The 24,290-nt window shown below is 66.4% G+C and carries 19 protein-coding genes; 13 read left to right on the plus strand and 6 right to left on the minus strand.

Features of this window, described 5'->3' with window-relative positions:
* Positions 1 to 133 precede the first annotated feature (133 nt).
* Together ACODRZ_RS03510 and ACODRZ_RS03515 are read left to right on the plus strand one after the other, a co-directional pair.
* Positions 134 to 1,411, plus strand: a complete 1,278-nt coding sequence (locus ACODRZ_RS03510) for a dicarboxylate/amino acid:cation symporter (RefSeq protein WP_488969479.1) — start codon at positions 134 to 136, stop codon at positions 1,409 to 1,411.
* A 78-nt stretch (positions 1,412 to 1,489) separates the two neighbouring features.
* The gene (locus ACODRZ_RS03515; protein WP_488969480.1) at positions 1,490 to 2,071 is read left to right on the plus strand and encodes a flavin reductase family protein; all 582 of its coding nucleotides are present in this window, start codon (positions 1,490 to 1,492) and stop codon (positions 2,069 to 2,071) included.
* A 2-nt stretch (positions 2,072 to 2,073) separates the two neighbouring features.
* Here ACODRZ_RS03515 and ACODRZ_RS03520 read toward each other — a convergent pair whose 3' ends face one another.
* Positions 2,074 to 2,682: an HNH endonuclease gene (locus ACODRZ_RS03520; protein ID WP_488969481.1), complete on the minus strand. Its 609-nt coding sequence runs from the start codon at positions 2,680 to 2,682 to the stop codon at positions 2,074 to 2,076.
* 196 nt (positions 2,683 to 2,878) lie between these two features.
* Here ACODRZ_RS03520 and gluQRS point away from each other — a divergent pair, with 196 nt between their 5' ends.
* The 5 genes from gluQRS to ACODRZ_RS03545 all read left to right on the plus strand — a co-directional run bounded on the left by gluQRS (position 2,879) and on the right by ACODRZ_RS03545 (position 6,010).
* A complete protein-coding gene (gene gluQRS, locus ACODRZ_RS03525; RefSeq protein ID WP_488969482.1) occupies positions 2,879 to 3,721 on the plus strand; it encodes a tRNA glutamyl-Q(34) synthetase GluQRS in 843 nt (280 codons plus the stop codon).
* A complete protein-coding gene (locus tag ACODRZ_RS03530; protein ID WP_008832462.1) occupies positions 3,718 to 3,951 on the plus strand; it encodes an HIG1 domain-containing protein in 234 nt (77 codons plus the stop codon). The genes gluQRS and ACODRZ_RS03530 overlap by 4 nt, the downstream gene beginning before the upstream one ends.
* 3 nt (positions 3,952 to 3,954) lie before the next feature.
* Positions 3,955 to 4,524 carry a cob(I)yrinic acid a,c-diamide adenosyltransferase gene (locus ACODRZ_RS03535; protein ID WP_488969483.1) on the plus strand — a complete coding sequence of 190 codons (570 nt, stop codon included), beginning with the start codon at positions 3,955 to 3,957 and terminating at the stop codon, positions 4,522 to 4,524.
* A 58-nt stretch (positions 4,525 to 4,582) separates the two neighbouring features.
* Positions 4,583 to 5,452 carry a 3-hydroxyacyl-CoA dehydrogenase family protein gene (locus ACODRZ_RS03540; RefSeq protein ID WP_488969484.1) on the plus strand — a complete coding sequence of 290 codons (870 nt, stop codon included), beginning with the start codon at positions 4,583 to 4,585 and terminating at the stop codon, positions 5,450 to 5,452.
* Positions 5,453 to 5,695: 243 nt separating this feature from the next.
* Positions 5,696 to 6,010 (plus strand): hypothetical protein, encoded by a 315-nt coding sequence (locus ACODRZ_RS03545; RefSeq protein WP_488969485.1) that lies wholly within the window; start codon positions 5,696 to 5,698, stop codon positions 6,008 to 6,010.
* 95 nt (positions 6,011 to 6,105) lie between these two features.
* Here ACODRZ_RS03545 and ACODRZ_RS03550 read toward each other — a convergent pair whose 3' ends face one another.
* Both ACODRZ_RS03550 and mutS read right to left on the minus strand, forming a co-directional pair.
* The gene (locus tag ACODRZ_RS03550) at positions 6,106 to 6,321 is read right to left on the minus strand and encodes a hypothetical protein (protein ID WP_488969486.1); all 216 of its coding nucleotides are present in this window, start codon (positions 6,319 to 6,321) and stop codon (positions 6,106 to 6,108) included.
* Between the two features lie 127 nt (positions 6,322 to 6,448).
* The gene (mutS, locus tag ACODRZ_RS03555) at positions 6,449 to 9,067 is read right to left on the minus strand and encodes a DNA mismatch repair protein MutS (protein WP_488969487.1); all 2,619 of its coding nucleotides are present in this window, start codon (positions 9,065 to 9,067) and stop codon (positions 6,449 to 6,451) included.
* A gap of 114 nt (positions 9,068 to 9,181) precedes the next feature.
* Here mutS and ACODRZ_RS03560 point away from each other — a divergent pair, with 114 nt between their 5' ends.
* Positions 9,182 to 11,446, plus strand: coding sequence for an NADP-dependent malic enzyme (locus ACODRZ_RS03560; protein ID WP_488969488.1), 2,265 nt, complete (start codon positions 9,182 to 9,184; stop codon positions 11,444 to 11,446).
* Positions 11,447 to 11,634: 188 nt separating this feature from the next.
* Here ACODRZ_RS03560 and trmB read toward each other — a convergent pair whose 3' ends face one another.
* Complete coding sequence (gene trmB, locus ACODRZ_RS03565) at positions 11,635 to 12,351, minus strand: tRNA (guanine(46)-N(7))-methyltransferase TrmB (protein WP_488969489.1); 717 nt, start codon at positions 12,349 to 12,351, stop codon at positions 11,635 to 11,637.
* 116 nt (positions 12,352 to 12,467) lie between these two features.
* Between trmB and ACODRZ_RS03570 the strand changes: the two genes are divergently transcribed.
* Positions 12,468 to 12,824 carry a CidA/LrgA family protein gene (locus ACODRZ_RS03570; protein WP_488969490.1) on the plus strand — a complete coding sequence of 119 codons (357 nt, stop codon included), beginning with the start codon at positions 12,468 to 12,470 and terminating at the stop codon, positions 12,822 to 12,824.
* Positions 12,821 to 13,519 carry an LrgB family protein gene (locus ACODRZ_RS03575; RefSeq protein WP_488969491.1) on the plus strand — a complete coding sequence of 233 codons (699 nt, stop codon included), beginning with the start codon at positions 12,821 to 12,823 and terminating at the stop codon, positions 13,517 to 13,519. The genes ACODRZ_RS03570 and ACODRZ_RS03575 overlap by 4 nt, the downstream gene beginning before the upstream one ends.
* A 79-nt stretch (positions 13,520 to 13,598) precedes the next feature.
* Here the strand turns inward: ACODRZ_RS03575 and ctrA are convergent, their stop codons facing one another.
* On the minus strand, positions 13,599 to 14,294 hold the full coding sequence (ctrA, locus tag ACODRZ_RS03580) for a response regulator transcription factor CtrA (RefSeq protein ID WP_008832472.1): 696 nt from the start codon (positions 14,292 to 14,294) through the stop codon (positions 13,599 to 13,601).
* A gap of 255 nt (positions 14,295 to 14,549) precedes the next feature.
* The gene (locus ACODRZ_RS03585) at positions 14,550 to 15,917 is read right to left on the minus strand and encodes a putative O-glycosylation ligase, exosortase A system-associated (RefSeq protein WP_488969492.1); all 1,368 of its coding nucleotides are present in this window, start codon (positions 15,915 to 15,917) and stop codon (positions 14,550 to 14,552) included.
* 241 nt (positions 15,918 to 16,158) lie between these two features.
* Here ACODRZ_RS03585 and ACODRZ_RS03590 point away from each other — a divergent pair, with 241 nt between their 5' ends.
* The 3 genes from ACODRZ_RS03590 to gltB all read left to right on the plus strand — a co-directional run bounded on the left by ACODRZ_RS03590 (position 16,159) and on the right by gltB (position 24,278).
* On the plus strand, positions 16,159 to 17,385 hold the full coding sequence (locus tag ACODRZ_RS03590) for a TIGR04063 family PEP-CTERM/XrtA system glycosyltransferase (RefSeq protein WP_488969493.1): 1,227 nt from the start codon (positions 16,159 to 16,161) through the stop codon (positions 17,383 to 17,385).
* Positions 17,386 to 17,420: 35 nt separating this feature from the next.
* A complete protein-coding gene (locus ACODRZ_RS03595; protein ID WP_488969494.1) occupies positions 17,421 to 19,349 on the plus strand; it encodes a hypothetical protein in 1,929 nt (642 codons plus the stop codon).
* A 279-nt stretch (positions 19,350 to 19,628) separates the two neighbouring features.
* Positions 19,629 to 24,278 carry a glutamate synthase large subunit gene (gene gltB / locus ACODRZ_RS03600; protein ID WP_488969495.1) on the plus strand — a complete coding sequence of 1,550 codons (4,650 nt, stop codon included), beginning with the start codon at positions 19,629 to 19,631 and terminating at the stop codon, positions 24,276 to 24,278.
* Positions 24,279 to 24,290 lie beyond the last annotated feature (12 nt).

Raw genomic sequence — 24,290 nt, forward strand, 5'->3', positions numbered from 1 at the left:
CGAATTCCTTCCCCCTTGCTCGCCCGCTTTCCTTTGATGCGTTCCCCTCGCGCGTTCCTCCCTCACGGGCGTGGCAGAACTTGAGGAACGCCAAATTGCCAACCGGGCCGACGCCGCTTATTTGTCGCTCCGCATGAATCCTCCCCCCACCCCGCCGAGCGCCTCGCGCATTCCCGAAATCCGCGTGCCCGGAGCCCTGACCCTGCTCGGCCTCGTCGGCGGGCTTGTCATCGGCCTGTTTCTGGCAGGCAAGCCGATCGCCGAAACCGCGCTCAAGGTTACCGGCCCGATCGGCTCGCTATGGCTGCAGGGCCTGCAGATGACGATCCTGCCGCTCGTCGCCGGGCTGCTGTTCTCCGGCATCGTCGAGACGGTCGCCGCCGCCCGGGCCGGGGCCATGGCCCGGCGCACGCTGGGCATCATCGTCGGCTTCCTGGCATTCAGCGCGATCCTGGGCGCGGTGGCGATGCCGGTGCTGCTCGACCTGTTCCCGGTGCCGGCAGGCGTCAGTTTCCCGCACGGCGCAGATCCGGGCAAGGTCCCGGGCATCTCCGAATTCCTAGCCTCGCTGCTGCCCGACAACGTGATCTCGGCAGCGGCGGCAAGCGCCATGCTGCCGGTGATCGTCTTCGTAGGCCTGTTCGCATTGGCCTCCACCCGCCTTGCGGACGAGCCGCGCCGCGCCCTTGCCGTGCTGTTCGAGGCACTGGCGGGCGCGATGATGGTGGTGATCGGCTGGGTGCTGATGCTCGCGCCGATCGGCGTCTTCGCGCTCGGCCTGACGCTGGGCGTGCGCAGTGGCGGCGCCGCATTGGGCGCGCTGGCGCATTATATTCTGCTGGTCGTCGCAGTGGGGACGGTGGTGATGATCGCCGGCTACGTGATCGCTGTTATCGGCGGCAAACGGAGCCTGCCCGCTTTCGCTGCCGCGATGCTGCCCGCGCAGGTCGTCGCGATCTCCACCCAGTCCTCCATCGCGACAGTGCCCGCAATGCTTGCCTCCAGCCGCAAGCTGGGCGTGTCCTCGACTACGGCGGAGTTCGTGCTGCCTCTCGCGGTGACGCTGTTCCGCGCAACCGGCCCGGCGATGAACATGGCCGTCGCCGTCTATGCCGCCAAGCTTGCCGGACTCGAACTGACGGCAGGCGCCCTCGCCGCCGGTGCTTTCGTCGCCTTCGCGACGACCTTCGGCGCGGTTTCCCTACCCGGCACGATCAGTTTCGTCTCCTCGATAGGCCCGATCGCGGCGGCCATGGGCGTGCCGCTATGGCCGCTGGGCGTGCTTGTGGCAGTGGAAGTGCTGCCCGACCTCATGCGCACCATCGGCAATGTCACCATGGACGTCGCGGTCGCAGCTGCCGTCGATGCCGGGATCGAAGAGGAAGCCGCAACGGCCGAAACGATACACTGAACGGTTCGCCGCAGAAAAAGAAACCGAATCGGATGTAATTCGCTCGGAAGGGGCCTGCCTGCGATAGGAGCCCCGACCTTGGCCATTTCGACCTTGCTTGCTGCCGAGCGTTTCGAAACCATTCCCGTGTCCCACGCCCGGCAGTTCCTCGAACCCGGCCCTGTCGTGCTGTTGACCACCCGCCACGCCGGCAACGACAACGTCATGGCTGTGGGCTGGCATCAGGTCCTGGACTTTTCGCCATCGACGATAAGTTGCGTGGTGTCGCGCGGCTGCCGCAGTTTCGACATGCTGCGCGCCTCGGGCCAGTGCGTGCTCAACGTGCCCACCAGCGACATGCTCGACGCTGTGGTGCGTGTGGGCAACTCTTCGGGCGACGAGGTGGACAAGTTCGCCGCATTCGGCCTCGACCGGGCCAAGGCGCACGACGTCGATGTTCCCGTACTTCCGCAATGCCACGCCCAGCTGGAATGCCGACTGCGCGACGACAGGGCGGTGGAGCGCTACAACCTGTTCATTCTGGAGGTCACGCACATCAGCGCGCGCCCGTCACCCAGGCAGCCGGAGTACCTGCACTACATGGGCGATGGAGTGTTCATGCTATCAGGCAAGCGGGTGTCCCGTCGGCGGCTGTTCCGCCCGGAAATGCTGGGTTACTAAACCTATTCCTCCAGCTCGATGTCCCAGTAGAGCCAGTCACGCCAGGTTTCGTGAAGGTAGTTGGGCGGAAAGCCCCGACCGCGTTCCTGCAACTGCCAGCTGGTCGGCCGGATCGGCTGGACGAGCGGCGGCATGTTTGCCTGCTTGGGGGTGCGACCGCCTTTCCGCAGATTGCAGGGCGCGCAGGCGGTGAGGATGTTCTCCCAGCTCGTCCGCCCGCCGAGGCGGCGCGGGACAACGTGGTCGAACGTCAGGTTATGCGGGCTCCCGCAATACTGGCAGGAAAACCTGTCGCGCAGGAACAGATTGAAGCGGGTGAAGGCGGGAAATTCGCTCGGCTTCACGTACTGGCGCAGCGCGATCACCGACGGGATCTGCATCGTCCAGTTGGGCGAATGCACCGCACGTTCGTAGCTTGAAACGATATCGACCCGTTCCAGCACCACCGCCTTTATCGCGGTTTGCCAAGGCCATAGACTTAGCGGGTAGTAGGAAAGCGGCGTATAGTCCGCATTCAGCACAAGAGCAGGGCAGTCTGAAAGACTTCGGGAGGGATCTCCCTCCGCGCTGCGGAACCGGGCCGCGCGCTCGATCAGCTCCGACTTGAGCATGGCCTCCTGTCGCAGGCCGGGATTGCGGTTTGATGGCAGTCCATGGGCTATTTCCAGCACTTGCGCGAGTCCGCGTCAAGATGGCGGATTCATGAGGACGTAACGCAATCCACAGGGATGTTTCCTCAGCTCGCCGTGCTCGCATGACGAAGGGAGATATTTTCAATTTCATTTCATTGTCTCTAGGACGAAGCCGATGCGTACCCGCTTCGCCCCCAGCCCCAACGGCCCGTTGCACCTCGGCCACGCCTATGCCGCGATGGTCGCGCACGATACCGCCCGCGCGCGCGGCGGCGAATTCCTCCTGCGGATCGAGGACATTGACGGCGAACGCAGCCGCCCGGTGTTCGTGGAAGAATTCTTCCGCGACCTCGAATGGCTGGGCTTCGAATGGGACGGCGAAGCTGTATTCCAGTCGCACCGGCTGGCCAGCCACGCCGCTGCGGGAGAGCGCCTGAAAGCCTTGGGCCTGCTCTATCCCTGCACCTGCACGCGCGCCGAGATCGCCGCCGTTTCTACCGGGTTCGGGCCTGACGGGCCGATCTATCCGGGCACCTGCCGACACCGGGAGGTCAATCCCGACAATGCAGCCTGGCGCCTCGACGTAATCAAGGCGATGGCCCTCACCGGCCCGCTCGAATGGCTGGACAAGAACGCGGGGCTTCAGACCGCCGCCCCGCAGATTTTCGGCGATGTCGTGCTGCTGCGCAAAGACCTGCCCGCCAGCTACCACCTCGCCGCCACGCTGGACGATGCGACCGACGGCATCACCCTCGTCACCCGCGGCATGGACCTGTTTCCCGCGAGCCACATCCACAGGCTGCTGCAAGCGCTGCTTGGCCTGCCGGTGCCGACCTGGCTGCATCATCCGCTGCTCATAGAGGCGGATGGCCGCAAGCTGGCCAAGCGGCGCGGCGCCCCCTCGCTGTCCGACCGCCGCCGCGCCGGGGAGGACGGCCGCGCCATCGCAGAGGCATTGCGCACCGGCGTGCTGCCCGCTGGCCTTTCGTTCTCGCAAGGGGTACACCACGCGCCATGAGCTACATTCTCGTGCCCGTAATCCTGGTGCTGGTGGTCATGGTGATCGTCAGTCTCGTGCGCGGTATCGTCGCCTTCATGAACAGCACGAAGGAAGACCTGCACCGCGATCCGAACGCCACCGGCCCCTCGGCCAACCAGTTGCTGCAGAACAAGATGATGTTCAACCGCATCAAGTATCAGGCCGCCGCCGTGCTGGTCTGCGCGCTGCTTCTGGCGATGGCGCGCTGATCCTTGGTCCGGCTCAACAAGATCTACACCCGCACGGGCGATGACGGCACCACCGGCCTCGTCGACGGTTCACGCCTGCCAAAGCACGCCGCGCGCATGGAGGCGATCGGCGGGGTGGATGAGACGAACTGCGCGATAGGCGTGGCCATAGCGGCACTGGGCGGCACCCAACATGCCCACACGCTCACCCACATCCAGAACGACATGTTCGATCTGGGCGCCGACCTCGCCACACCGGGCAGCGACTTCACCCCCGGCGAGATGACCCTGCGCATCGTCCCCGCACAAGTCGTCTGGCTCGAAAATGCCATCGACGCGATCAACGAGAACCTTGCCCCCCTGCGCAGCTTCATCCTGCCCGGCGGGAGCGAGGCCGCCGCGCGCGTCCACGTCGCCCGCGCCTCCGCCCGCGCCGCCGAACGCCGCGCCACCGCCCTTGCCGCAACCGACGCCGTGAACCCCGCCGCGCTCGGCTATCTCAACCGGTTGAGCGACTACCTCTTCGTCCTCGCCCGTGCGGTCAATCGCGACGGCGCCGATGACGTGCTTTGGGTGCCGGGACAAAACCGCTAGGTTCCCTCCGCGATCCCGAGGTGTTAAGCGCCCGGTTAAACGACAGAGGAGTTTGGCAGTGCAGTCAGTCGGCATCATCGGCGCAGGCATCATGGGGTCGGGCATCGCTCAGACCGTGGCGAGCAAGGGCATGGACGTGATCCTCACGGACGTCAGCCTCGAGAACGCCGAAAAGGGCAAGGCCGGCATCGCCAGGGGCCTGGCCAAGCTGGTCGCCAAGGAAAAGATCACCCAGGCCGACGCCGACGCGCTGCTCGCCCGCATCACCCCCGCCGCCGACTACTCCGCAATGTCGGCCTGCGACCTCATCATCGAAGCCGCCACCGAGCGCGAGGACATCAAGCACAAGATCTTCGAAGCCGCCGGCAAGGTGCTGGGCGCGAATGCCATCATGGCGTCCAACACCAGCTCGATCCCGATCACCCGCATGGCCGCCAGCTCGCCCGACGCCGCGCGCTTCTGCGGCCTCCACTTCTTCAACCCGGTTCCGCTGATGGGCCTCGTCGAAGTTATTCCCGGCCTCGCCACCTCGCAGGACACCATCGACCGCATAAAGGCGTTCGGCGAAAAGCTGGGCAAGACCGTGGTGCTCGCCGGTGACGAACCCGGCTTCGTCGTCAACCGCATCCTGTGCCCGATGCTGAATGAAGCGATCTTCGTCCTCGGCGCGGGCATCGGTTCGGTCGAGGACATCGACGCGGGCTGCAAGATCGGCCTCAATCACCCGATGGGGCCGCTGACGCTGGCGGACTTCGTCGGCCTCGACACGCTGCTGGAAATCATGAAGGTCTTCCACTCGACCACCGGCGACCCGAAATACCGCCCCGCGCCGCTGCTGCAGAAGTACGTCGAAGCAGGCTGGTACGGTCGCAAGTCGGGCAAGGGGTTCTACGATTATTCCGGCGAGACGCCGGTTCCTTCGCGGTAATCAGGGGAAGGAAGTCGCAGGGGTTTACCACCCCTGCACCCCGTATATCGTCGAGATCACGCGCGCAGCTTCGTCGCTCACTGACGCGGCGTCGGAAGACATATAGCCTGCGGCGCAATGTAAGACTGAGGCGGCTGCGCGCGTAACGACGACAGTTCGGGGGTCTGGGGCGATGGCCCCAGATTCCTCTTTGGAACCTCCCCGTTCTCCTACCCGTTTCACCAGACGAAGGAGAATCCCAAAATGACCGACCGCCCCGACGACCTCGCCCCGGAAACGGTGAACGACGAGCAGGAAGACGAAGCCGCGCAGGCGCAGACCATCGCCGAACAGGCACAGGCGCGCGGTGCCAAGGGTCTCGGTTATAGCGATAAGGCCAAGGGCGGTATTCGCGACGAGGACGACGTTCAGGACATCGTCGATCACATGAACCAGATGGACACCAGCGGCACCATCGACATGTCCGCCTATGATGGCGAGGAGACGATGGACGATCTGGAAAGCCGCTACGGCAAGGACAATGCCGCCGACCCGGATTTCAGCGACGACGATTCGTGAAGAGGCGGCTGACCCGACCTCCGACTTACCCCCGTCACCCTGAAACAAGTTCAGGGTGACGTGCGCATAAACGTGAACCCGGCGCTGGCCGGAGACTATTTCCCGCCCGTAGCGTTCGACCACGCCGCAACGATCTGTTGCGCCTGCGCCGCCTGCTCGGCATCGGCTTTCGCCCGCTGGGCCTGATCGTTGGCCGCATCTCCGCTGTCGGGAGTCGGGATCGAGCAATAGGCGGTCGCCAGCACCCCCGCCGACCACATCAGCGCGTGCCAGCGGCTACGGAAAACGTGGGTGATCTTGGGGCCGAACATGAGCCTGCATTAGCGTCTACAGGTTAAGATACCCTACCTCCGTCATTGCGAGCGCAGCGAAGCAATCCAGGGCGGCTCAAGACTGCCCTGGATTGCTTCGCTGCGCTCGCAATGACGAATGAGGGTTTCAACCCTCTGTGCCTGCCTCGCGCTTGAGGTCGTAGAGGATTTCCAGCGCATCGCGCGGAGACAGCGCATCAATATCCATGTCACGCAGCTTGTCGCGCAAGGTGTCGCACTCTTCCTCGCGGGTGGCCTCGGCGGCGGCGAACAGCGGCAGGTCGCCGAGGCCCGCGGCAAGGCCGCCGGTTTCCGCGCGCCCCTTTTCCAGCTTTTCCAGCACCGACTTGGCCCGGCTGATGACCTTGGGCGGCACCCCGGCCAGCCGCGCCACGGCAAGGCCGTAGCTGCGATCCGCCGGACCCTCTGACAGTTCATGGAGCAGCACCAGTTCGCCCTTCCACTCGCGCGCGCGGACGTGGTGGAGCGACAGCGCCTCGCAGGTTTCCGCCAGCCGCGCCATCTCGTGATAGTGGGTGGCGAAAAGGCAACGGCAGCGGTTGGTTTCGTGCACCGCCTCGGCGACTGCCCATGCAAGCGCAAGGCCGTCGTAGGTGGACGTGCCGCGCCCGACTTCGTCAAGGATCACGAAGCTGCGCTCCGAAGCCTGCGCGAGAATGGCGGCGGTCTCGACCATCTCGACCATGAAGGTCGAGCGCCCGCGCGCAAGGTTGTCCGAAGCGCCGACGCGGCTGAACAGGCGATCGACCATGCCGATCCGCGCCGACTTCGCCGGAACGAAACCGCCCGCCTGCGCGAGCAGCACGATCAGTGCGTTCTGGCGCAGGAAGGTGGACTTACCGCCCATGTTCGGGCCGCCGATCAGCCAGAGCCGGTCATGACTGGCGAGGCGGCAGTCATTGGCGACGAAGCGCTCGCCCTGCGCCTTGAGCGCCGCCTCGACCACCGGATGCCGCCCGCCCTCGATCTCCAGCGCAAGGCCGTCGACCACCTGCGGGCGCGTCCAGTTGCCCTCGGCGGCGCGCTCGGCCTGCCCTGCGGCGACGTCGATGCGGGCGAGCGCGGCGGCGGTGCGGGCGATCTCGCGCCGCGCGGCGACCGCTTCGGCCACCAGCGTCTCGAAATGCGCGTCCTCCGCCGCGAGGGCATGGCCGCCCGCCTCGGTGATGCGCGCGGCTTCCTCGTGCAGCGCCAGCGCGTTGAAGCGCATCGCGCCTGCCATCGTCTGGCGATGCGAGAAGCCGCTGTCCGGCTCCATCAGCTTGTCGGCGTGGCGCTGGGCGACCTCGATGAAATAGCCGAGCACGTTGTTGTGCTTGATCTTGAGCGAGGCGACGCCGGTTTCCTCGCGGTACTTCGCCTCCAGCGCGGCGATGGCGCGGCGGGCATTACCCGACATCACGCGCAGTTCATCGAGCGAGGCATCGTAACCGCTGGCGATATAGCCGCCCTGCCCGCGCTCGGTCGGCGGCGTTTCCACCAGCGCGCGGGCGAAGTGATCGACCAGTGCGCCATGCCCGCCGAGATCGGGCAGTACGCGATCCAGCAGCACCGGCAGATCGTCCATCTGCCCCAGCCGATCGGCGATCCGGCGCGCGCCGCTCAGGCCCTCACGCAGCTGACCGAGATCGCGCGGAGAACCGCGCCCCGCCACCACGCGGCCCAGCGCGCGGCCCACGTCCGGCAGCGCCCTGAGCGCCGCGCGCATGTCCTCGCGCAAAAGCGCATCGCCGTGGAGCCATTCGACCAGTTCCAGCCGCTCGGCGATGGCCATGCGGTCGGTCAGCGGGGCGGAAAGATCGTCCGCCAGCTGGCGTGCGCCCGCGCCCGTCACGCAGCGGTCGATCGCGTCGATCAGGCTGCCCTTGCGGCCACCTTGCGATGCTTCGAGGATTTCGAGGCTGGCGCGCGTGGCTTCGTCCATCGCCAGCGCGGCGTCACTGGCGCGCGCCTCGGGCGGGAGCAGCAGCGGCAGCTTGCCGCGCCCGACATGGTCGAGATAGGCGATCAGTCCCCCGGCGGCCGCCAGCATCGCCCGCGTGAACATGCCGAAGCCGTCGAGCGTGGCGACGCCGTGGACCAGCTTCAGCCGCTCCTCACCGCCGTCGGAGGAGAACTCGTGCCCGCCGCGAGGAATCGCCCCATCGGGAGCCTGATCCCAGCCCTCCGGCACCACCAGTTCGCTCGCGCCCAGCCGCGCCAGTGCCGCCGCCAGCCGCTCAGGCGCGCACTCTTCCAGTTCCATGCGGCCGGTGGAGATATCGCAGGCCGCGATGCCGACGATCCCGCGAACCTCGCACGCGGCCGCCAGCACGTTGGCGCGGCGCGGCTCCAGCAGCGATTCCTCGGTCAGCGTGCCCGCCGTGACGAAGCGCACGATGCCGCGCGCGACCAGCGACTTGGAGGCGCGGCCTTCCCGGCGGGCGCGCTCCTTGGCCTCGGCCAGAGTCTCGGTCTGCTCGGCGATGGCGACGCGGCAGCCTGCCTTGATGAGCCGCGCGAGGTAGCCCTCGGCCGCGTGCACCGGCACCCCGCACATCGGGATCGGCTGGCCCAGATGCTCGCCGCGCGTGGTCAGCGCGATGTCGAGCACCTGGCTGGCCGTCTTGGCGTCCTCGAAGAACAGTTCGAAGAAGTCGCCCATGCGATAGAACAGCAGGCAGTCGCCTGCCTCTTCGCGCAGCGTGAGGTACTGCGCCATCATCGGAGTCGCGCCGGAGGTCATGCAGCAGCGTTAGCGGCGCACCTGTCATTTTGGGAAGCCGGGGTGGACATCCTTTCCCCTATCGCGTGGCGGGAACATCCGTTAGTGCCCCTTGCGAAACCGGGAGGCCATGCATTGTCCGATAAGTCCAAGGTCCAGTTCACCGACCGCGAAGCCCTGTTCTACCACCAGACCCAGCGTCCGGGTAAGATCGAGATCATCGCGTCCAAGCCGATGGCGACCCAGCGCGACCTCAGCCTCGCCTATTCGCCCGGCGTCGCCGTGCCGGTGCAGGCCATCGCCGACGATGCCGCCACCGCCTACGACTATACCGCCAAGGGTAACCTTGTGGCCGTCATCTCGAACGGCACCGCGATCCTGGGCATGGGCAACTTGGGCGCGCTGGCGTCCAAGCCGGTGATGGAAGGCAAGGCCGTCTTGTTCAAGCGCTTCGCCGACGTCGATTCGATCGACATCGAGCTTGCCAGCGAGGATACCGACGCGCTGATCGAAGCCATCGCGATGATGGAACCCAGCTTCGGCGGCATCAACCTTGAAGACATCAAGGCGCCGGAATGCTTCATCATCGAGCAGACCCTGCGCGAACGCATGAACATCCCGGTCATGCACGACGACCAGCACGGCACCGCGATCATCGCGGCGGCCGGCCTCATCAACGCCTGCCTCATCACCGGCCGCAAGCTGGACGAGATCAAGGTCGTGGTGAACGGCGCGGGCGCCTCGGCGCTGGCCTGCACCTCGCTCATCAAGTCGATGGGCGTGAAGCATGAGAACGTGCTCGTCTGCGACACCAAGGGCGTGATCTATCCGGGCCGCGAGCGCGTGGACCAGTTCAAGTCCGCCCACGCCGTCTCGACCGACAAGCGCACGCTGACCGAAGCCCTCGTTGGCGCCGACGTCGTCCTCGGCCTCTCGGCCAAGGGCGCGATCACGCCAGAGATGGTCAAGTCGATGGCGCCCGAGCCGATCATCTTCGCGATGGCCAACCCGGACCCGGAGATCACCCCGCCCGACGCCAAGGCGGTGCGCCCCGACGCGATCGTCGCCACCGGCCGTTCGGACTATCCGAACCAGGTCAACAACGTGCTCGGCTTCCCCTTCATCTTCCGCGGCGCGCTCGACGTGCGGGCGACCGCGATCAACGAGGAGATGAAGATCGCCGCCGCCACTGCCATCGCCGAACTGGCGCGCGAGCAGGTCCACGAGGACGTCGCGGCGGCCTACGGTGGTGAGACCCAGCAGTTCGGCCGCGACTACATCATCCCCGCGCCGTTCGATCCGCGCCTGATGGAAGTGGTGCCGATGGCCGTGGCCAAGGCCGCGATGGATTCGGGCGTCGCCCAGAAGCCGATCGAGGACTTCGAGGCTTACCGCGACCAGCTGAAAGCCCGCCTCAACCCGACCACCTCGGTGCTCACCCGCGTCTACGAGCAGCTGAAGGCCAACCCCAAGCGCGTGATTTTCGCCGAGGCCGACAACGAAGTCGTCCTGCGCGCCGCGATCCAGTACCGCGATTTCGGCTATGGCGAGCCGATCCTCGTCGGCCGCAGCCAGACCATCCTCGACAAGATGGCCGAACTCGGCGTGCCCAACCCCGAGAGCTTCCACATCGAGAACTCGATGATCTCCGAGCACGTCCAGCCGATGGTGGAGATGCTCTACGACCGCCTGCAGCGCCGTGGCTTCCTGAAGCGCGACGTGCAGCGCATGTGCAACACCGACCGCAACATCTTCGCCTCGGGCCTGCTCAAGCTGGGCGTGGGCGATGCCATGGTGACGGGCATGACTCGCCCCTTCGCGCAGTCGATGAAGGAAGTGCGCCGCGTGCTCGACCCGGCCGAAGGCGAACTGCCCTGCGGCATTCACATGATGGTCGGCAAGAACCACACCGTGTTCATGGCCGACACCACTATCAACGAGCGCCCCACGGCCGAGGAACTGGTGGTCATCGCCAAGGAGACCGCCGCTGTCGCCCGCAAACTGGGCCACGAACCGCGCGTCGCGTTCCTGAGCTACTCGACCTTCGGCAACCCGGCGGGCAAGTGGCTCGACGCCACGCGCGAGGCGATCCAGCTGCTCGACCAGCAGGAGGTCGACTTCGAATACGAGGGCGAGATGGCCCCCGACGCGGCGCTGAACCCGAAGATCATGGAACTCTACCCGTTCTGCCGCCTATCCGCTCCGGCGAACGTGCTGGTCATGCCGGGCCTGCAGTCGGCCAACATCTCGGCCAAGCTGCTCAAGGAAATCGGCGGCACGACCTCGATCGGGCCGATGCTGCTGGGCATGGAAAAGCCGGTGCAGATCGTGCCGATGACCGCGATCGCGCCGGACGTGCTGACCCTCGCAGCGCTGGCGGCTGCGGGGATTACGGGCTGAAATTGAAGGGGAAAATGCAGGGGTTTACCACCCCTGCACCCCGTATATCGTCGAGATCGTGCGCGAAGTCTCGTCACTCACTGACGCTGCGCCGGAAGACATAATAGCCTGCAGCGCGATTTGGGCTCGACGCCGCTGCACGCGCAACGACGACAGTATGGGGGTCTGGGGCAATGGCCCCAGGACCTCTACTTCCGCCTGTACCGGAAGTACCAGACTTCATGCCCGTAAACCGTACGCGCCTTGTGCTCGTAGCGCGTCTGCGGCCAACCGCCGGGGCGAACCTGAAAGTCGCCGGGCTTCTCGCATAGCCACTCGAACTGTTCGGTATGCCGCTGCATCACCATCAGCGCGTGGCGCAAGTAGATCGCGTGGTCGGTGCCGAAACGGAACTCGCCGCCGGGCCTGAGCTTGGCGGCGAACATGTCGACCGGACCGTCGTTCATCATCCGGCGCTTGGCGTGGCGCGCCTTGGGCCAGGGGTCCGGGTGCAGCAGGTAGAGGAACGAGAGCGAGCCGTCCGGAATGCGCGCCAGCGCTTCCAGTGCATCGCCGTGGTGGATGCGCACATTGCCGATCGGCGGGTGCGCTCCGTTGTCGCCGCTGACGTGGGTGAGCGCCTGCGCCACGCCGTTGAGGAATGGTTCGGCGCCGATGAAGCCGTGGTCGGGCAGCATGTCGGCGCGCTGCGCCATGTGCTCGCCGCCGCCGAAGCCGATCTCGAAGTGGAGCGGGCGATCGTCGCCGAACAGCACCTGCGCGGTGATCGGGCCTTCTTCGGGCATGGAGATACGCGGGAGCAGGTCGTCGACGAGGCTCTGCTGCGCAGCGCGCAGGGGTTTGCCCTTGGCGCGGCCGTAGAGCCGGTTGAGCGTGGTCGGATCGCCGGATTTGTAAGCCGTCATGGCGCGCGCCGATACACAAGGGGGGCGGGACTCGCAATCGGGCATAGTTGCGCGGCGCAACTTGGCGGACCGAAATGCGGATTGCCGAGCATGTGTCGCCCTGCTTTATCCCAACTATGCTGCGCGCCATCTTCCTCCTCCTCGTCTGCCAGCTTGCGGGCGAAGCGATCCATCGCATCACCGGCCTGCCCCTGCCCGGCGCGGTCATCGGCATGGTCCTGCTGGTCGGATGGCTGGCGCTGGTCCCGCGCGAGCGGCCGACGCTGACCGTGGTGACCGGCTGGCTCACCGCGCACCTGTCCATCATGTTCGTCCCCGCCGCCGTCGGGCTGATCGAGGAAGGCCCGGTTCTTTCGCGGTACGGCGTGGGGCTGGTGACGGCCACGCTCGCCTCCACGCTGCTGACGCTGATCGTGACGGCGCTGGTATTCCGCTGGGCCTTCGCCCGCTTCGCGCCGGAGGGCGAGGCGTGAGCGATCCTCCACTGCTGGCGACACCGCTGCTCTGGCTGACGGTCACTTTGGGCGTATTCGAGATCTTCGACACCCTATCGAAGCGCTGCGACCGCCATCCGCTGCTCCATCCGGTGCTCTGGGCCACCCCGGTGCTGATCGCCTTGCTGCTGGCGAGCGGCACCTCCTACGAGACATACAAGGCCGCGACCTTCCCGGTCAGCTTCCTGCTCGGCCCGGCGGTCGTCGGGCTGGCGGTGCCGATCTGGCGCGAGCGGGCACGCATTCGCCGGCTGGCCATACCGATCGTGCTGGCGCTGGGTGCGGGCGCGGTGACCTCGATCGTCAGTGCGGTCGGCGTGCTGGCGCTGTTCGGCGCGCCGCGCGATATCCTCGCCTCGATCGCGCCGAGGGCGACCACCACGCCCGTCGCAATGGCGGTGGCGGGGCAGTTGGGCGGCGTTCCGGCGCTGGCGGCGGTGATCGTGCTGTTCGCGGGCGTCTTCGGTGCGATGGTCGCGACGCCGCTGCTCAATGCGCTGGGCCTGCGCGATTACCGCGCGCGCGGCTTTGCCCTCGGCGTCGCCGCACACGGGATCGGAACCGCGCGGGCGTTTCAGGTGGACGCGACGGCTGGCGCGATGGCGAGTCTGGCGATGGCGCTCAATGCCGTGGTGACGGCGGCGCTGCTGTCGGTGGTGGCGCTGCTGGTGTGATCGTCACACAAAACAACGGCCCGCCCCTCGAGAGGGCAGGCCGCCTTGGTTCCTGCAAGGGGTGCAGGGTAATGTCGAATCAGGCCGCTTCGGCAGCCTCGTCCGGGTCGCGCAGGACGTAGCCGCGGCCCCACACCGTCTCGATGTAGTTCGCGCCGCCGCAGGCATGCGCGAGCTTCTTGCGCAGCTTGCAGATGAAGACGTCGATGATCTTCAGTTCGGGCTCGTCCATACCGCCGTAGAGGTGGTTGAGGAACATTTCCTTGGTCAGCGTGGTGCCCTTGCGGAGTGAGAGCAGTTCCAGCATCGCGTATTCCTTGCCGGTCAGGTGCACGCGGGCGCCATCGACCTCGACCGTCTTGGCGTCGAGGTTGGTGACCAGCTTGCCGGTGCGGATGACCGACTGCGAGTGGCCCTTGGAACGGCGCACGACGGCGTGAATGCGGGCGATCAGTTCCTCGCGGTGAAACGGCTTGGTCACGTAGTCGTCCGCGCCGAAGCCGAACGAGCGGACCTTGCTGTCCATCTCCGAGATGCCCGACAGGATCAGCACCGGCGTCTGCACCTTGGCGACGCGCAGCTTCTTGAGAACATCGTAGCCGTGCATGTCGGGCAGGTTGAGGTCGAGAAGGATGATGTCGTAGTCGTACAGCTTGCCCAGATCGAGGCCTTCCTCGCCCAGATCGGTGGAGTAGACGTTGAATCCTTCCGCCGTCAGCATGAGCTCGATGGCCCGGGCCGTGGTCGGTTCATCCTCGATCAGCAGCACTCGCATGGGTCGGTTCCTTCTTGCCCCCGATGCCCGCGGCTGACGCAGCCGTTTGCGGACATTGCGTTGTATTAACCATATGACCAATGAAGGTTAAAGGTTAATTCGTCGTAAACGCCGGATAATCCCTTAAGCAACTCCAACGGGTCATTCCAACGTCACGGCGCGCGAACCGCGCCATTGCTCACCAGAACGGTGGCCGGTGGTTAATGTTAAGGACGCTGGGAGGGAAAGTGCAAACGATTTGAGGCGACCCGATTCTTAACCCGCCACCGGGCTCGCGACTCGCATGGGCTGGCGCGCGCGGCGCAGACGCTCTGCCGGCCGGTCGATGCGCTTGAGATAGCTCCAAAGGCCGCACTGCAGCCCGATCAGCATGAGGATAAAGGGCTGGAACGCGATGCCCACGAACAGCGAGCCGATCATGTAGACCACCTGCGCCAGTTGCAGCGCCACCGCGAGCGGGGCGGCCCAGGCTTCGTCCGGGTCCTTGCGGTCCTTCCAGCGACGGCGGATCAGTTCCATCTGCACCACGCCCGAAAGCTGCAGCAGCAGCCACAGTCCGAAACCCGGGATGCCCTGCTCGCCCAGCATCTCGAAATAGCTGGAGTGGAAAGCTCGGCCTGTCTCGACGACAGGCGTGCGGGTGATCGTGACGGTGCTGCCGGTGGTCTGGCTGGAAACGGTGTCGTAGGCGACCTTGCTGGACAAGTAGACCTCGAAGCCGCCACCCATCGGGTGATCCTTCACATAGCCCAGCGTCCACTTCCACACGCCGATTCGGGTGCTGGCGGACTGGTCGGACTTGTGATCCTCGATCGTGTTCATGCGCTGCATGTAGGATTGCGGCAGGAATGGCACGACGATCACCAGCGCCGCGGCCATACCGGCCGAGATCAGCACGCGGTTCTTCGCCGTGCGCAAGTAGAGCCCGCATAGAATCGCCAGGCAGACGAGGCCGGTGCGGGCCTGGGTGCCGATCGGGATCAGCGAGCAGGCGAAGATCAGCGCCCCGGTGAACAGCCAGACTTTCCAGTCCGGCGGAAAGATCGTGCCGTATCGCGCCAGCCACACCGCGACGGGAATCAGCGCGATGGCGACGCAGGAGATGATCGAGCCTTCATAAAGGCCGGTGTTGTTCTCCACGAAGATGATGAGGCTGCCGTAGCCGCCGCCGCCCATCGCGGTCTTGAGGCCGCCGTCGATGATCAACGCACTGGCCGAGAGCACCATGGCCAGCGCCACGGCTTCTATCCTGAGGCGCGTGCGCAGGGTCAGCGGCAGGAACAGCGCGAAGACCAGCGCCTTCCAGACCCACGACCACTTGGTCAGCGCTTCCTCGGGATAGTCGGCGGTGAAGGTCGTCACGGCGCAGTAGAGCAGCAGCACGCCGATCAGGCCCTGCCGCCATGTGAAGCGCGAATCGCGCTTGTCGTCGAACACCAGCCATCCCAGGAACGCCGCTGTAAAGGCGATCAGCGAGATCGGCAGCCGCGTCAGGAACCCCCACGAGATGATTTGCGGCGCGACGATATCGACGTAGAGGTAGCACAGTACCCACAGGAACGGCCGCTTGAAGCCGAGCAGCATCATCGCCGCGAAGAAGCCGGTCAGCGCAAGGTTAAGCATCGCCGCCGTCCCCGTCCTCGATGGGCCGGTTCACACGCATCGGCGCTCCCGGCCTGCGACGCGGCCGGGCTTGCGAATCGGTCCCTTCCGAATCGAGGTCAGCCCGCCACAGCAGACGCCAGGCAGCGAGCAGCAGCAGTCCATGCGATATGGCAAGGGCGAGGATATCGACCATCGACAGCCGCGTTAGCAGCGGCAAGTTGACGGCACGTTAAGCGTTCCCCGCTAGGAAATGCAGCTTATGACCCGCATCCTTCACGTGCTCGACCATTCGCTGCCGATCCACAGCGGCTATACCTTCCGCACGCGCGCGATCCTGAAAGCGCAGCACGCGCTGGGCCTCGACGTGCGCGGCGTGACCGGCCCGCGCTACAATGAAGGCGACGGCGTGGTCGAGGAGCACGACGGCCTCCTGTTCCACCGCGTCGGCGGCAAGGCTTCCGGCCCTCCGGTCGTGCGCGAGTGGCGTGAGATCGCCCTGTTCGCGGCGGGCATCGAGAAGGTCGTCCAGCAATGGCGTCCCGACGTCATCCACGCCCATTCGCCGGTCCTGTGCGGACAGGCCGCGCTCAAGGTCGCCCGCAAGTACGGCATCCCCCTCGTCTACGAGATTCGCGCTTTCTGGGAGGACGCCGCCGTCGGCAACGGCACCGGCAGCGAGGGTTCGCTCAAATACCGCCTCACCCATGCGCTCGAAACGCATGTGGTGCGCAAGGCCGACGCGGTGGTGACGATCTGCGAGGGCCTGCGCGCCGACCTCGCCACGCGCGGGATTCCCGAGGACAAGATCACCGTCATGCCCAACGGCGTCGACCTCGCCCTGTTCGGCACGCCGCTGCCGCGTGACGAGGCGTTTGCCGCGCAGCTCGGCTTCGACGGCCCCGTCATCGGCTTCATCGGCAGCTTCTACGACTACGAAGGCCTCGACGTCCTGATCGACGCGATGCCCGCTCTCGTTGCCCGCCAGCCGCGCGCCAAGCTGCTGATGGTCGGCGGCGGACCGCGCGAGGAGGCCCTGCGCGCGCAGGCGGCAGCCTCGCCCGCAGCCGGGGCCATCCACTTTGTCGGCCGCGTTCCGCACCACGAGGTCGATCGCTACTACGCGCTGTGCGACGTCATGGCCTACCCGCGCAAGAAGAGCCGCCTGACCGACCTCGTCACGCCGCTGAAACCCCTCGAAGCGATGGCGCAGGGCAAGCTCGTCGCCGCCAGCGACGTCGGCGGCCACCGCGAGCTTGTCACCGACGGCTTGACCGGAGTGCTGTTCACCCCCGACGATGCATCCGCCTGCGCCGAGTCGCTGGCGCGGCTGCTCGATGCCCGTGACGAGTGGGAATCCTACCGGATTGCGGGCCGCAAGCACGTGGAAACCCGGCACGACTGGGCCGAGAACGCCCGTCGTTATCCTCTCGTTTACCAAATGCTGGCAGCAAAGACCGATCAAGCAGGGCTGGGAGCCGCCGCGTGAGCACAGGTCCCGGTTCAAGACATAAGGGTAATGCAGTGGCCGACACCAAGCTCACCATCGAGAGCGGCGCCGAGAGCGCAGGCGGGGGCACCGGCGGACAGCCGATCACACGCCACCCGCTGTTCCCGGCTATCGTCGCTCTGTGGTTCGGCGCGCTGGCCGGGCTCGGCAGCGTGATCGTCAGTTCCTCGACGATCGAGGGGCTGGTGCTGGCGCTCGGCATCGACAAGGTGATCCCGATGGCCGCGCCGCCGCTCGGCACGACCATGCGTATCCTGCTGGCGCTCGGCATGACCGGCCTCGGCGCTGCGATCGGCGGCCTGATCGCCCGGCGCATCGCCCGCCCCGCCGCCCTGCCCGGAGCCGACACCGCTGAAACGGATGAGATCGCGCAAGCCGCTGCTGCACCGGCATCGACCGCGCGCCGTCGCCGCGCGCTCGCCATCGAGCCCGAAGCCGCATCGGTCGTCGAGGAACGCGCACCGCTGCCCGGCGCACCGACCGACCCTCGAATCCTCAATGTCGCCGATTTCGACATCGACAGCTTCGACGAAGCGCACGACCAGCCCGCCTTCCGCCGTCCGGTGGAAGCCGCTGCCATCGAAAGCGCCGCCGAAGACACCGACGCAGACGACAACCTGCCCGCATGGCTTGACGCCGAAACCGCATGGCGCGAACCCGAAGCGACCTTCACGGCCGATCGCGGCGTGTTCACGACGCCTCCGGGCGCGCAGATCTTCAAGGCCGAACTCGAAGCCGCCGAAGAGGCCGCGCGCGAAGAGGTCGAGGCTCCCGTCGGCAGTCGTCTGTTCGAAGCCTATTCGCGCGAACTCTCGCCGCGCAGCGATGTAGTGACCGACGCGGTGCCGGAAGCCATCGAAGAACCGCTGGCTGGCTCCACCTCCAGCCTCGAAAGAGCCGCGCCCGGCTTCAAGCTGCTGCCGCGCCTGCCGCAAGGCGACTGGGGCGCGCCCGAGGCCGAACTCGAAGCGGAAGAAGCGCCTGCGTGGTCCGTACCGGCCTTCGCGGCACCTGCTGCGGAAGAATCGCCTTCCGACGAAGCGTCCTCCGCCATCGAGATCGTCGCTTTCCACGAAGAGCCCGCGCCCTTCGCGGCTCCCTTCGAAGCGGAGCCGGAAGCTCCGGCCGAAACTTTCGTTGATACCGTGGAGGAACCGCGGTCGAGCGTCCGCATCGCCGATGCCGACCTCGGCTCGCTGTCGCAGGTCGAACTGCTCGAACGCCTCGCCCTCGCCATGGAGCGCCGCCGCGAGGATGCGCGCCGTGCCGCCGAGGCAGCCGTGGTGGTGCCGCAGGCGATCGTCGCCCCCTTCGCCGCCCCGCTCGTCGAAGCCGAGCCCGAAGAGCAGCACGGCTACGTCGAAGCACATCTACCCGAAGCCGAACCGGCAGCCTCGGCGCCCTCATGGCCCACCGCCGTGCCGAGCGCACTTCGCCCGGTTGCTCTCGACCCGATCGACGATGCCGTCGAACCGTTGGAAGGCTATGCCCCGCCGCGCCACATCGGCTTTTCCTCGAACGAGGAGCATCCGGAGTTCGACCCGCATGCGGCCATCCCCTTCCCGTCCAGCCCGTTCCCGAACACCGCGTTCGAGGCCGAAGAGGACACCGGCGACGAAGAGGAGGACACCGTCCTGCAGCAGGGCTACGCCTCGCTGTTCAACCTTTCGCGCCACGCGGCGGTGCGCAAGCCCTTCCTCCAGTTCGGCGACCCCGATGAGGCGGGCGACGAGATCGCCCATGCCACCCCGGTAGTCGCTGACGAGGAAATCGAAGAAGCGGCGCCGTTCGGCCGCCCGGTTCTCCTCCCCGATCCGACCGGGGAAGCCCCGGCTGAGTACGAGGAACGCCCGTTCGACGCTCCGCGCAACGATCCGGAAGCTACCGAACGCGCCCTGCGCGCGGCGCTCGCCACGCTGCAGCGCATGAGCGGAGCGGCCTGAAACCGTCCCTCGACCTCCTCAAGCGGATTCGAAAACCCCCGTCCGGCGCAATCCGGGCGGGGTTTTTGATAATAAAATGCCGGGAAATCCGTCGTTCACGCCATCTTGCTGCGCAGCCAGCCGTGTTCGCCATTGCAAAACGGTCGCTGAATCGTCATGGGGACCGTGGGGTCACTATGCCGCGTGGGGTCGTTCGCACGATTCGGTGCGAGTCCGCAGGCATGCCCAAGTGATCCCCTGCCAAACGGCACCAAAAAAACACAGGATGGGTTTATATCGATGGGATTTCCTAAGCCCCAGGGCCTCTATGACGCGCGCAATGAACACGACGCCTGCGGTGTGGGCTTCGTCGCCCATATCAAGGGCCAGAAAAACCACGCGATCATTACCCAGGCTCTGGAGATTCTGAAAAACATCGACCACCGCGGTGCGGTGGGCGCCGACCCCTTGCTGGGCGACGGCGCTGGTATTCTCACCCAGATTCCCGATGCGCTGCTGCGCACCTGGGCCACTTCCGAGGGCCTCGAACTGCCGCAGGCGGGCGACTACGCGGTCGCCATGTGCTTCCTGCCGCAGGACGATGCCGCGCGCGAGATGATCGTCTCGATCTTCGAGAAGTTCATCAAGAAGGAAGGCCAGCACCTGATCGGCTGGCGCGACGTGCCCGTCACGCTCGACGGCCTCGGCAAGACCGTGCTCGAATCGATGCCGGTGATCCGCCAGTGCATCGTCGGCCGCGGTGAAAGCTGCGCCGACCAGAACGCCTTCGAGCGCAAGATCCTGGCGATCCGCAAGCAGACCCAGAATCCGCTGGCGGCACTGGCCGAGAAGCATGACATGCCGGGGCTCACCGAGCTGTACATGCCCAGCTTCTCGACCCGCACGATCGTCTACAAGGGCCTGCTGCTGGCGACCCAGGTGGGCTCGTTCTACGACGATCTGCGCAACCCGGAATTCGTCTCGGCCCTCGGCCTCGTGCACCAGCGCTTCTCGACGAACACGTTCCCCAGCTGGAAGCTGGCGCACCCGTTCCGCTTCATGGCACACAACGGCGAGATCAACACGGTTCGCGGCAACGTGAACTGGATGAACGCGCGCCGCCGCACCATGGAATCCGAGCTGCTCGGCGCCGATCTCGACAAGATGTGGCCGCTGATCCCGCACGGCCAGTCGGACACCGCATGCCTCGACAACGCGCTCGAACTGCTGATCGCGGGCGGATACTCGATGGTTCACGCCATGATGATCCTGGTGCCCGAGGCATGGGCGGGCAACCCGCTGATGACCCCGGAACGCCGCGCGTTCTACGAATACCACGCCGCGCTGATGGAGCCGTGGGACGGCCCCGCCGCCGTCGCCTTCACCGATGGCCGCCAGATCGGCGCCACGCTGGACCGCAACGGCCTGCGCCCCGCGCGCTTCCTTGTCACCGACGATGACCTGTGCGTCATGGCGTCCGAGAGCGGCGTCCTTCCGATCAAGGAAGACAACATCGTGCGCAAGTGGCGTCTCCAGCCCGGCCGCATGCTGCTGATCGACTTCGAGGAAGGCCGCATCATCGAGGACGAGGAGATCAAGACCAAGCTGGCCGAGGCCGAGCCCTACGAAGAGTGGCTCGACCGCACGCAGTACAAGCTGGCCGATCTCGACGTGATCGAACCCGAACTGGCCGAGCTGCCCAAGCCCACCGGCACGCTGCTCGATCGCCAGCAGGCGTTCGGCTACACGCAGGAAGACACCACGCGCTTCCTCGAACCGATGGCCGTCAACGCCGACGATCCGCTGGGTTCGATGGGCACCGACACGCCGATCCCGGTGCTGTCGCACAAGTCGCGCCTGCTCTACGACTACTTCAAGCAGAACTTCGCGCAGGTCACCAACCCGCCGATCGACCCGATCCGCGAGGAACTGGTGATGAGCCTGGTCACCATGATCGGCCCGCGCCCGAACCTGCTGGGTCATGACGCCGGCACGCACAAGCGCCTCGAAGTCAGCCAGCCGATCCTGACCGACCTCGGCCTCGCCAAGATCCGCTCGGTGGAGGCCGCGCTCGACGGCGCGTTCCGCACCGGCACCATCGACATGACCTGGGACGCCAAGACAGGGGCCGCAGGGCTTGAGCTGGCGATCAAGGAAATGTGCTGGGCCGCGACCGAAGCGGTGCTGGCGGACAAGAACATCCTGATCCTGTCCGACCGCAGCGTCGGCCCGGACCGGATCGCCATGCCCGCGCTGCTGGCGACGGCGGCCGTCCACCACCACCTCGTCCGTCAGGGCCTGCGCATGCAGACCGGCCTTGTCGTCGAAACAGGCGAAGCGCGCGAAGTGCATCACTTCTGCGCTCTGGCAGGCTACGGCGCCGAAGCGATCAACCCCTACCTCGCGCTGGAAACCATCGAGGAAATGCGGGTCCGCAAGAACCTGCCGGTCTCGGCCGAGCAGGCGGCGAAGAACTACGTCTACGCCATCGGCAAGGGCATCCGTAAGGTCATGTCCAAGATGGGCATCTCGACCTACCAGTCGTACTGCGGCGCGCAGATCTTCGACGCGGTCGGCCTGTCCACCGCGTTCGTCGACAAGTACTTCTCCGGAACCGCCACCACCATCGAGGGCGCGGGCCTTGCCGAGATCGCGGAAGAGACCGTGCGCCGCCACGATGCGGCTTACGGCGACAACCCGGTGTTCAAGAACATGCTCGACGTGGGCGGCATCTACGGATCGCGCGTGCGCGGCGAGGAACATGCCTGGACCAGCGAGAACATCGGCCTGCTCCAGCACGCCGTTCGCGGCAACGTGCCCGAAAAGTACCGCGCCTTCGCGCAGACCATCAATGACCAGTCGGAGCGCATGCTCACGATCCGTGGCCTGATGGACTTCGTGCCCGGCCAGTCGATCCACATCGACGACGTCGAGCCCGCGAGCGAGATAGTGAAGCGTTTCGCCACCGGCGCGATGAGCTACGGTTCGATCAGCTGGGAAGCCCACACCACGCTGGCCGTGGCTATGAACCGCATCGGCGGCAAGTCGAACACCGGCGAAGGCGGCGAAGACCCCAAGCGCTTCAAGCCGCTGGACAACGGCGACACGATGCGCTCGTCGATCAAGCAGGTTGCCTCTGGCCGCTTCGGCGTCACCACCGAGTACCTCGTCAACGCCGACGACATCCAGATCAAGATGGCGCAGGGCGCGAAGCCCGGCGAAGGCGGCCAGCTGCCGGGCGACAAGGTCGACAAGACCATCGGCGCCACCCGTCACTCGACCCCGGGCGTCGGCCTGATCTCGCCGCCGCCGCACCACGACATCTACTCGATCGAAGACATCGCGCAGCTCATTCACGATCTCAAGAACGTGAACCCGACCAGCCGCGTCTCGGTCAAGCTGGTGTCCGAAGTCGGCGTGGGCACGGTTGCGGCGGGCGTCTCCAAGGCGCGCGCGGACCACATCACGATCTCGGGCTACGAAGGCGGCACCGGCGCTTCGCCGCTGACCTCGCTGACGCACGCGGGCTCGCCCTGGGAGATCGGCCTGGCCGAAACCCAGCAGACCCTGCTGCTCAATAACCTGCGCAGCCGCGTGGTGGTTCAGGCCGACGGCGGCCTGCGCACCGGCCGCGACGTCGCGGTTGCAGCCCTGCTCGGCGCCGAGGAGTTCGGCTTCGCCACCGCGCCGCTGATCGCGGCAGGCTGCATCATGATGCGCAAGTGCCACCTCAACACCTGCCCGGTGGGTGTGGCCACGCAGAACCCGGTGCTGCGCGCGCGCTTCACCGGCCAGCCCGAGCACGTCATCAACTACTTCTTCTTCGTGGCGGAAGAACTGCGCGCGATCATGGCCGAACTCGGCTTCCGCACCATTCCCGAGATGGTCGGCCGCGTCGATCGCCTCGACATGAAGAAGGCCATCAGCCACTGGAAGGCCAAGGGCGTCGATCTCTCGAAGGTGCTCTACCAGGCGCCGCTGGGCGACGGCCCCTCGCTGGGCTGGAGCGAAGTGCAGGACCACGGCCTTGAACACGCGCTGGACAACGCGCTGATCGAGGGCGCTGCCGATGCTCTGGAAAAGCGCGAAGCCGTCCGCATCGAAAAGCCCGTCATCAACGTCAACCGCACGGTCGGCGCGATGCTCTCGGGCGAGGTGGCGCGTCGCTACGGCCATGACGGCCTTCCCGACAACACGATCAACGTGAAGCTCACCGGCGTCGCCGGCCAGAGCTTCGCCGCCTGGCTTGCCCACGGCGTCACGCTCGACCTGACCGGCGATGCCAACGACTACGTCGGCAAGGGCCTGTCGGGTGGCCGCGTGATCGTGCGCCAGCCCGGCCACGTCGATCGCGATCCCACGAAGAACATCATCGTCGGCAACACCGTGCTCTACGGCGCGATCTCCGGCGAGGCGTTCTTCAACGGCGTCGGTGGCGAGCGCTTCGCGGTCCGCAACTCGGGCGCGATCGCGGTCGTGGAAGGCTGCGGCGACCATGGCTGCGAGTACATGACTGGCGGCGTCGTAATGGTGCTGGGCAAGACCGGCCGCAACTTTGCGGCAGGCATGTCGGGCGGCATCGCCTACGTCTACGACGAGGACGGCGAGTTCGCGAAGCTGGTCAACCCCTCGATGGTGGACCTGCAGCCGATCTCGGCCGAAGCCGACGAGGACGCCAATGACCTTGGGGCAACCGGCCGTCCCCAGCAGCGCACCGTCTCGGTCCGCGACCTGGGCATGGGCGACATGCTGCGCCACGATGCGGAGCGCCTGCGCATCCTGCTCGAACGCCACCACCTGCACACCGGCTCGAAGCGAGCCCGCGCGCTGCTCGACGACTGGTCGAACACGCTGGGCAAGTTCGTCAAGGTGATGCCGCGCGACTTCGCGAAGGCCCTGCGCCAGCAGGAGGCCGAACGCCTCGAAGCCGCCTCGGTCGCAGCAGAATAAGATTTAGGAACG

The sequence above is a fragment of the Novosphingobium sp. FG90 genome (genome assembly GCF_057808725.1).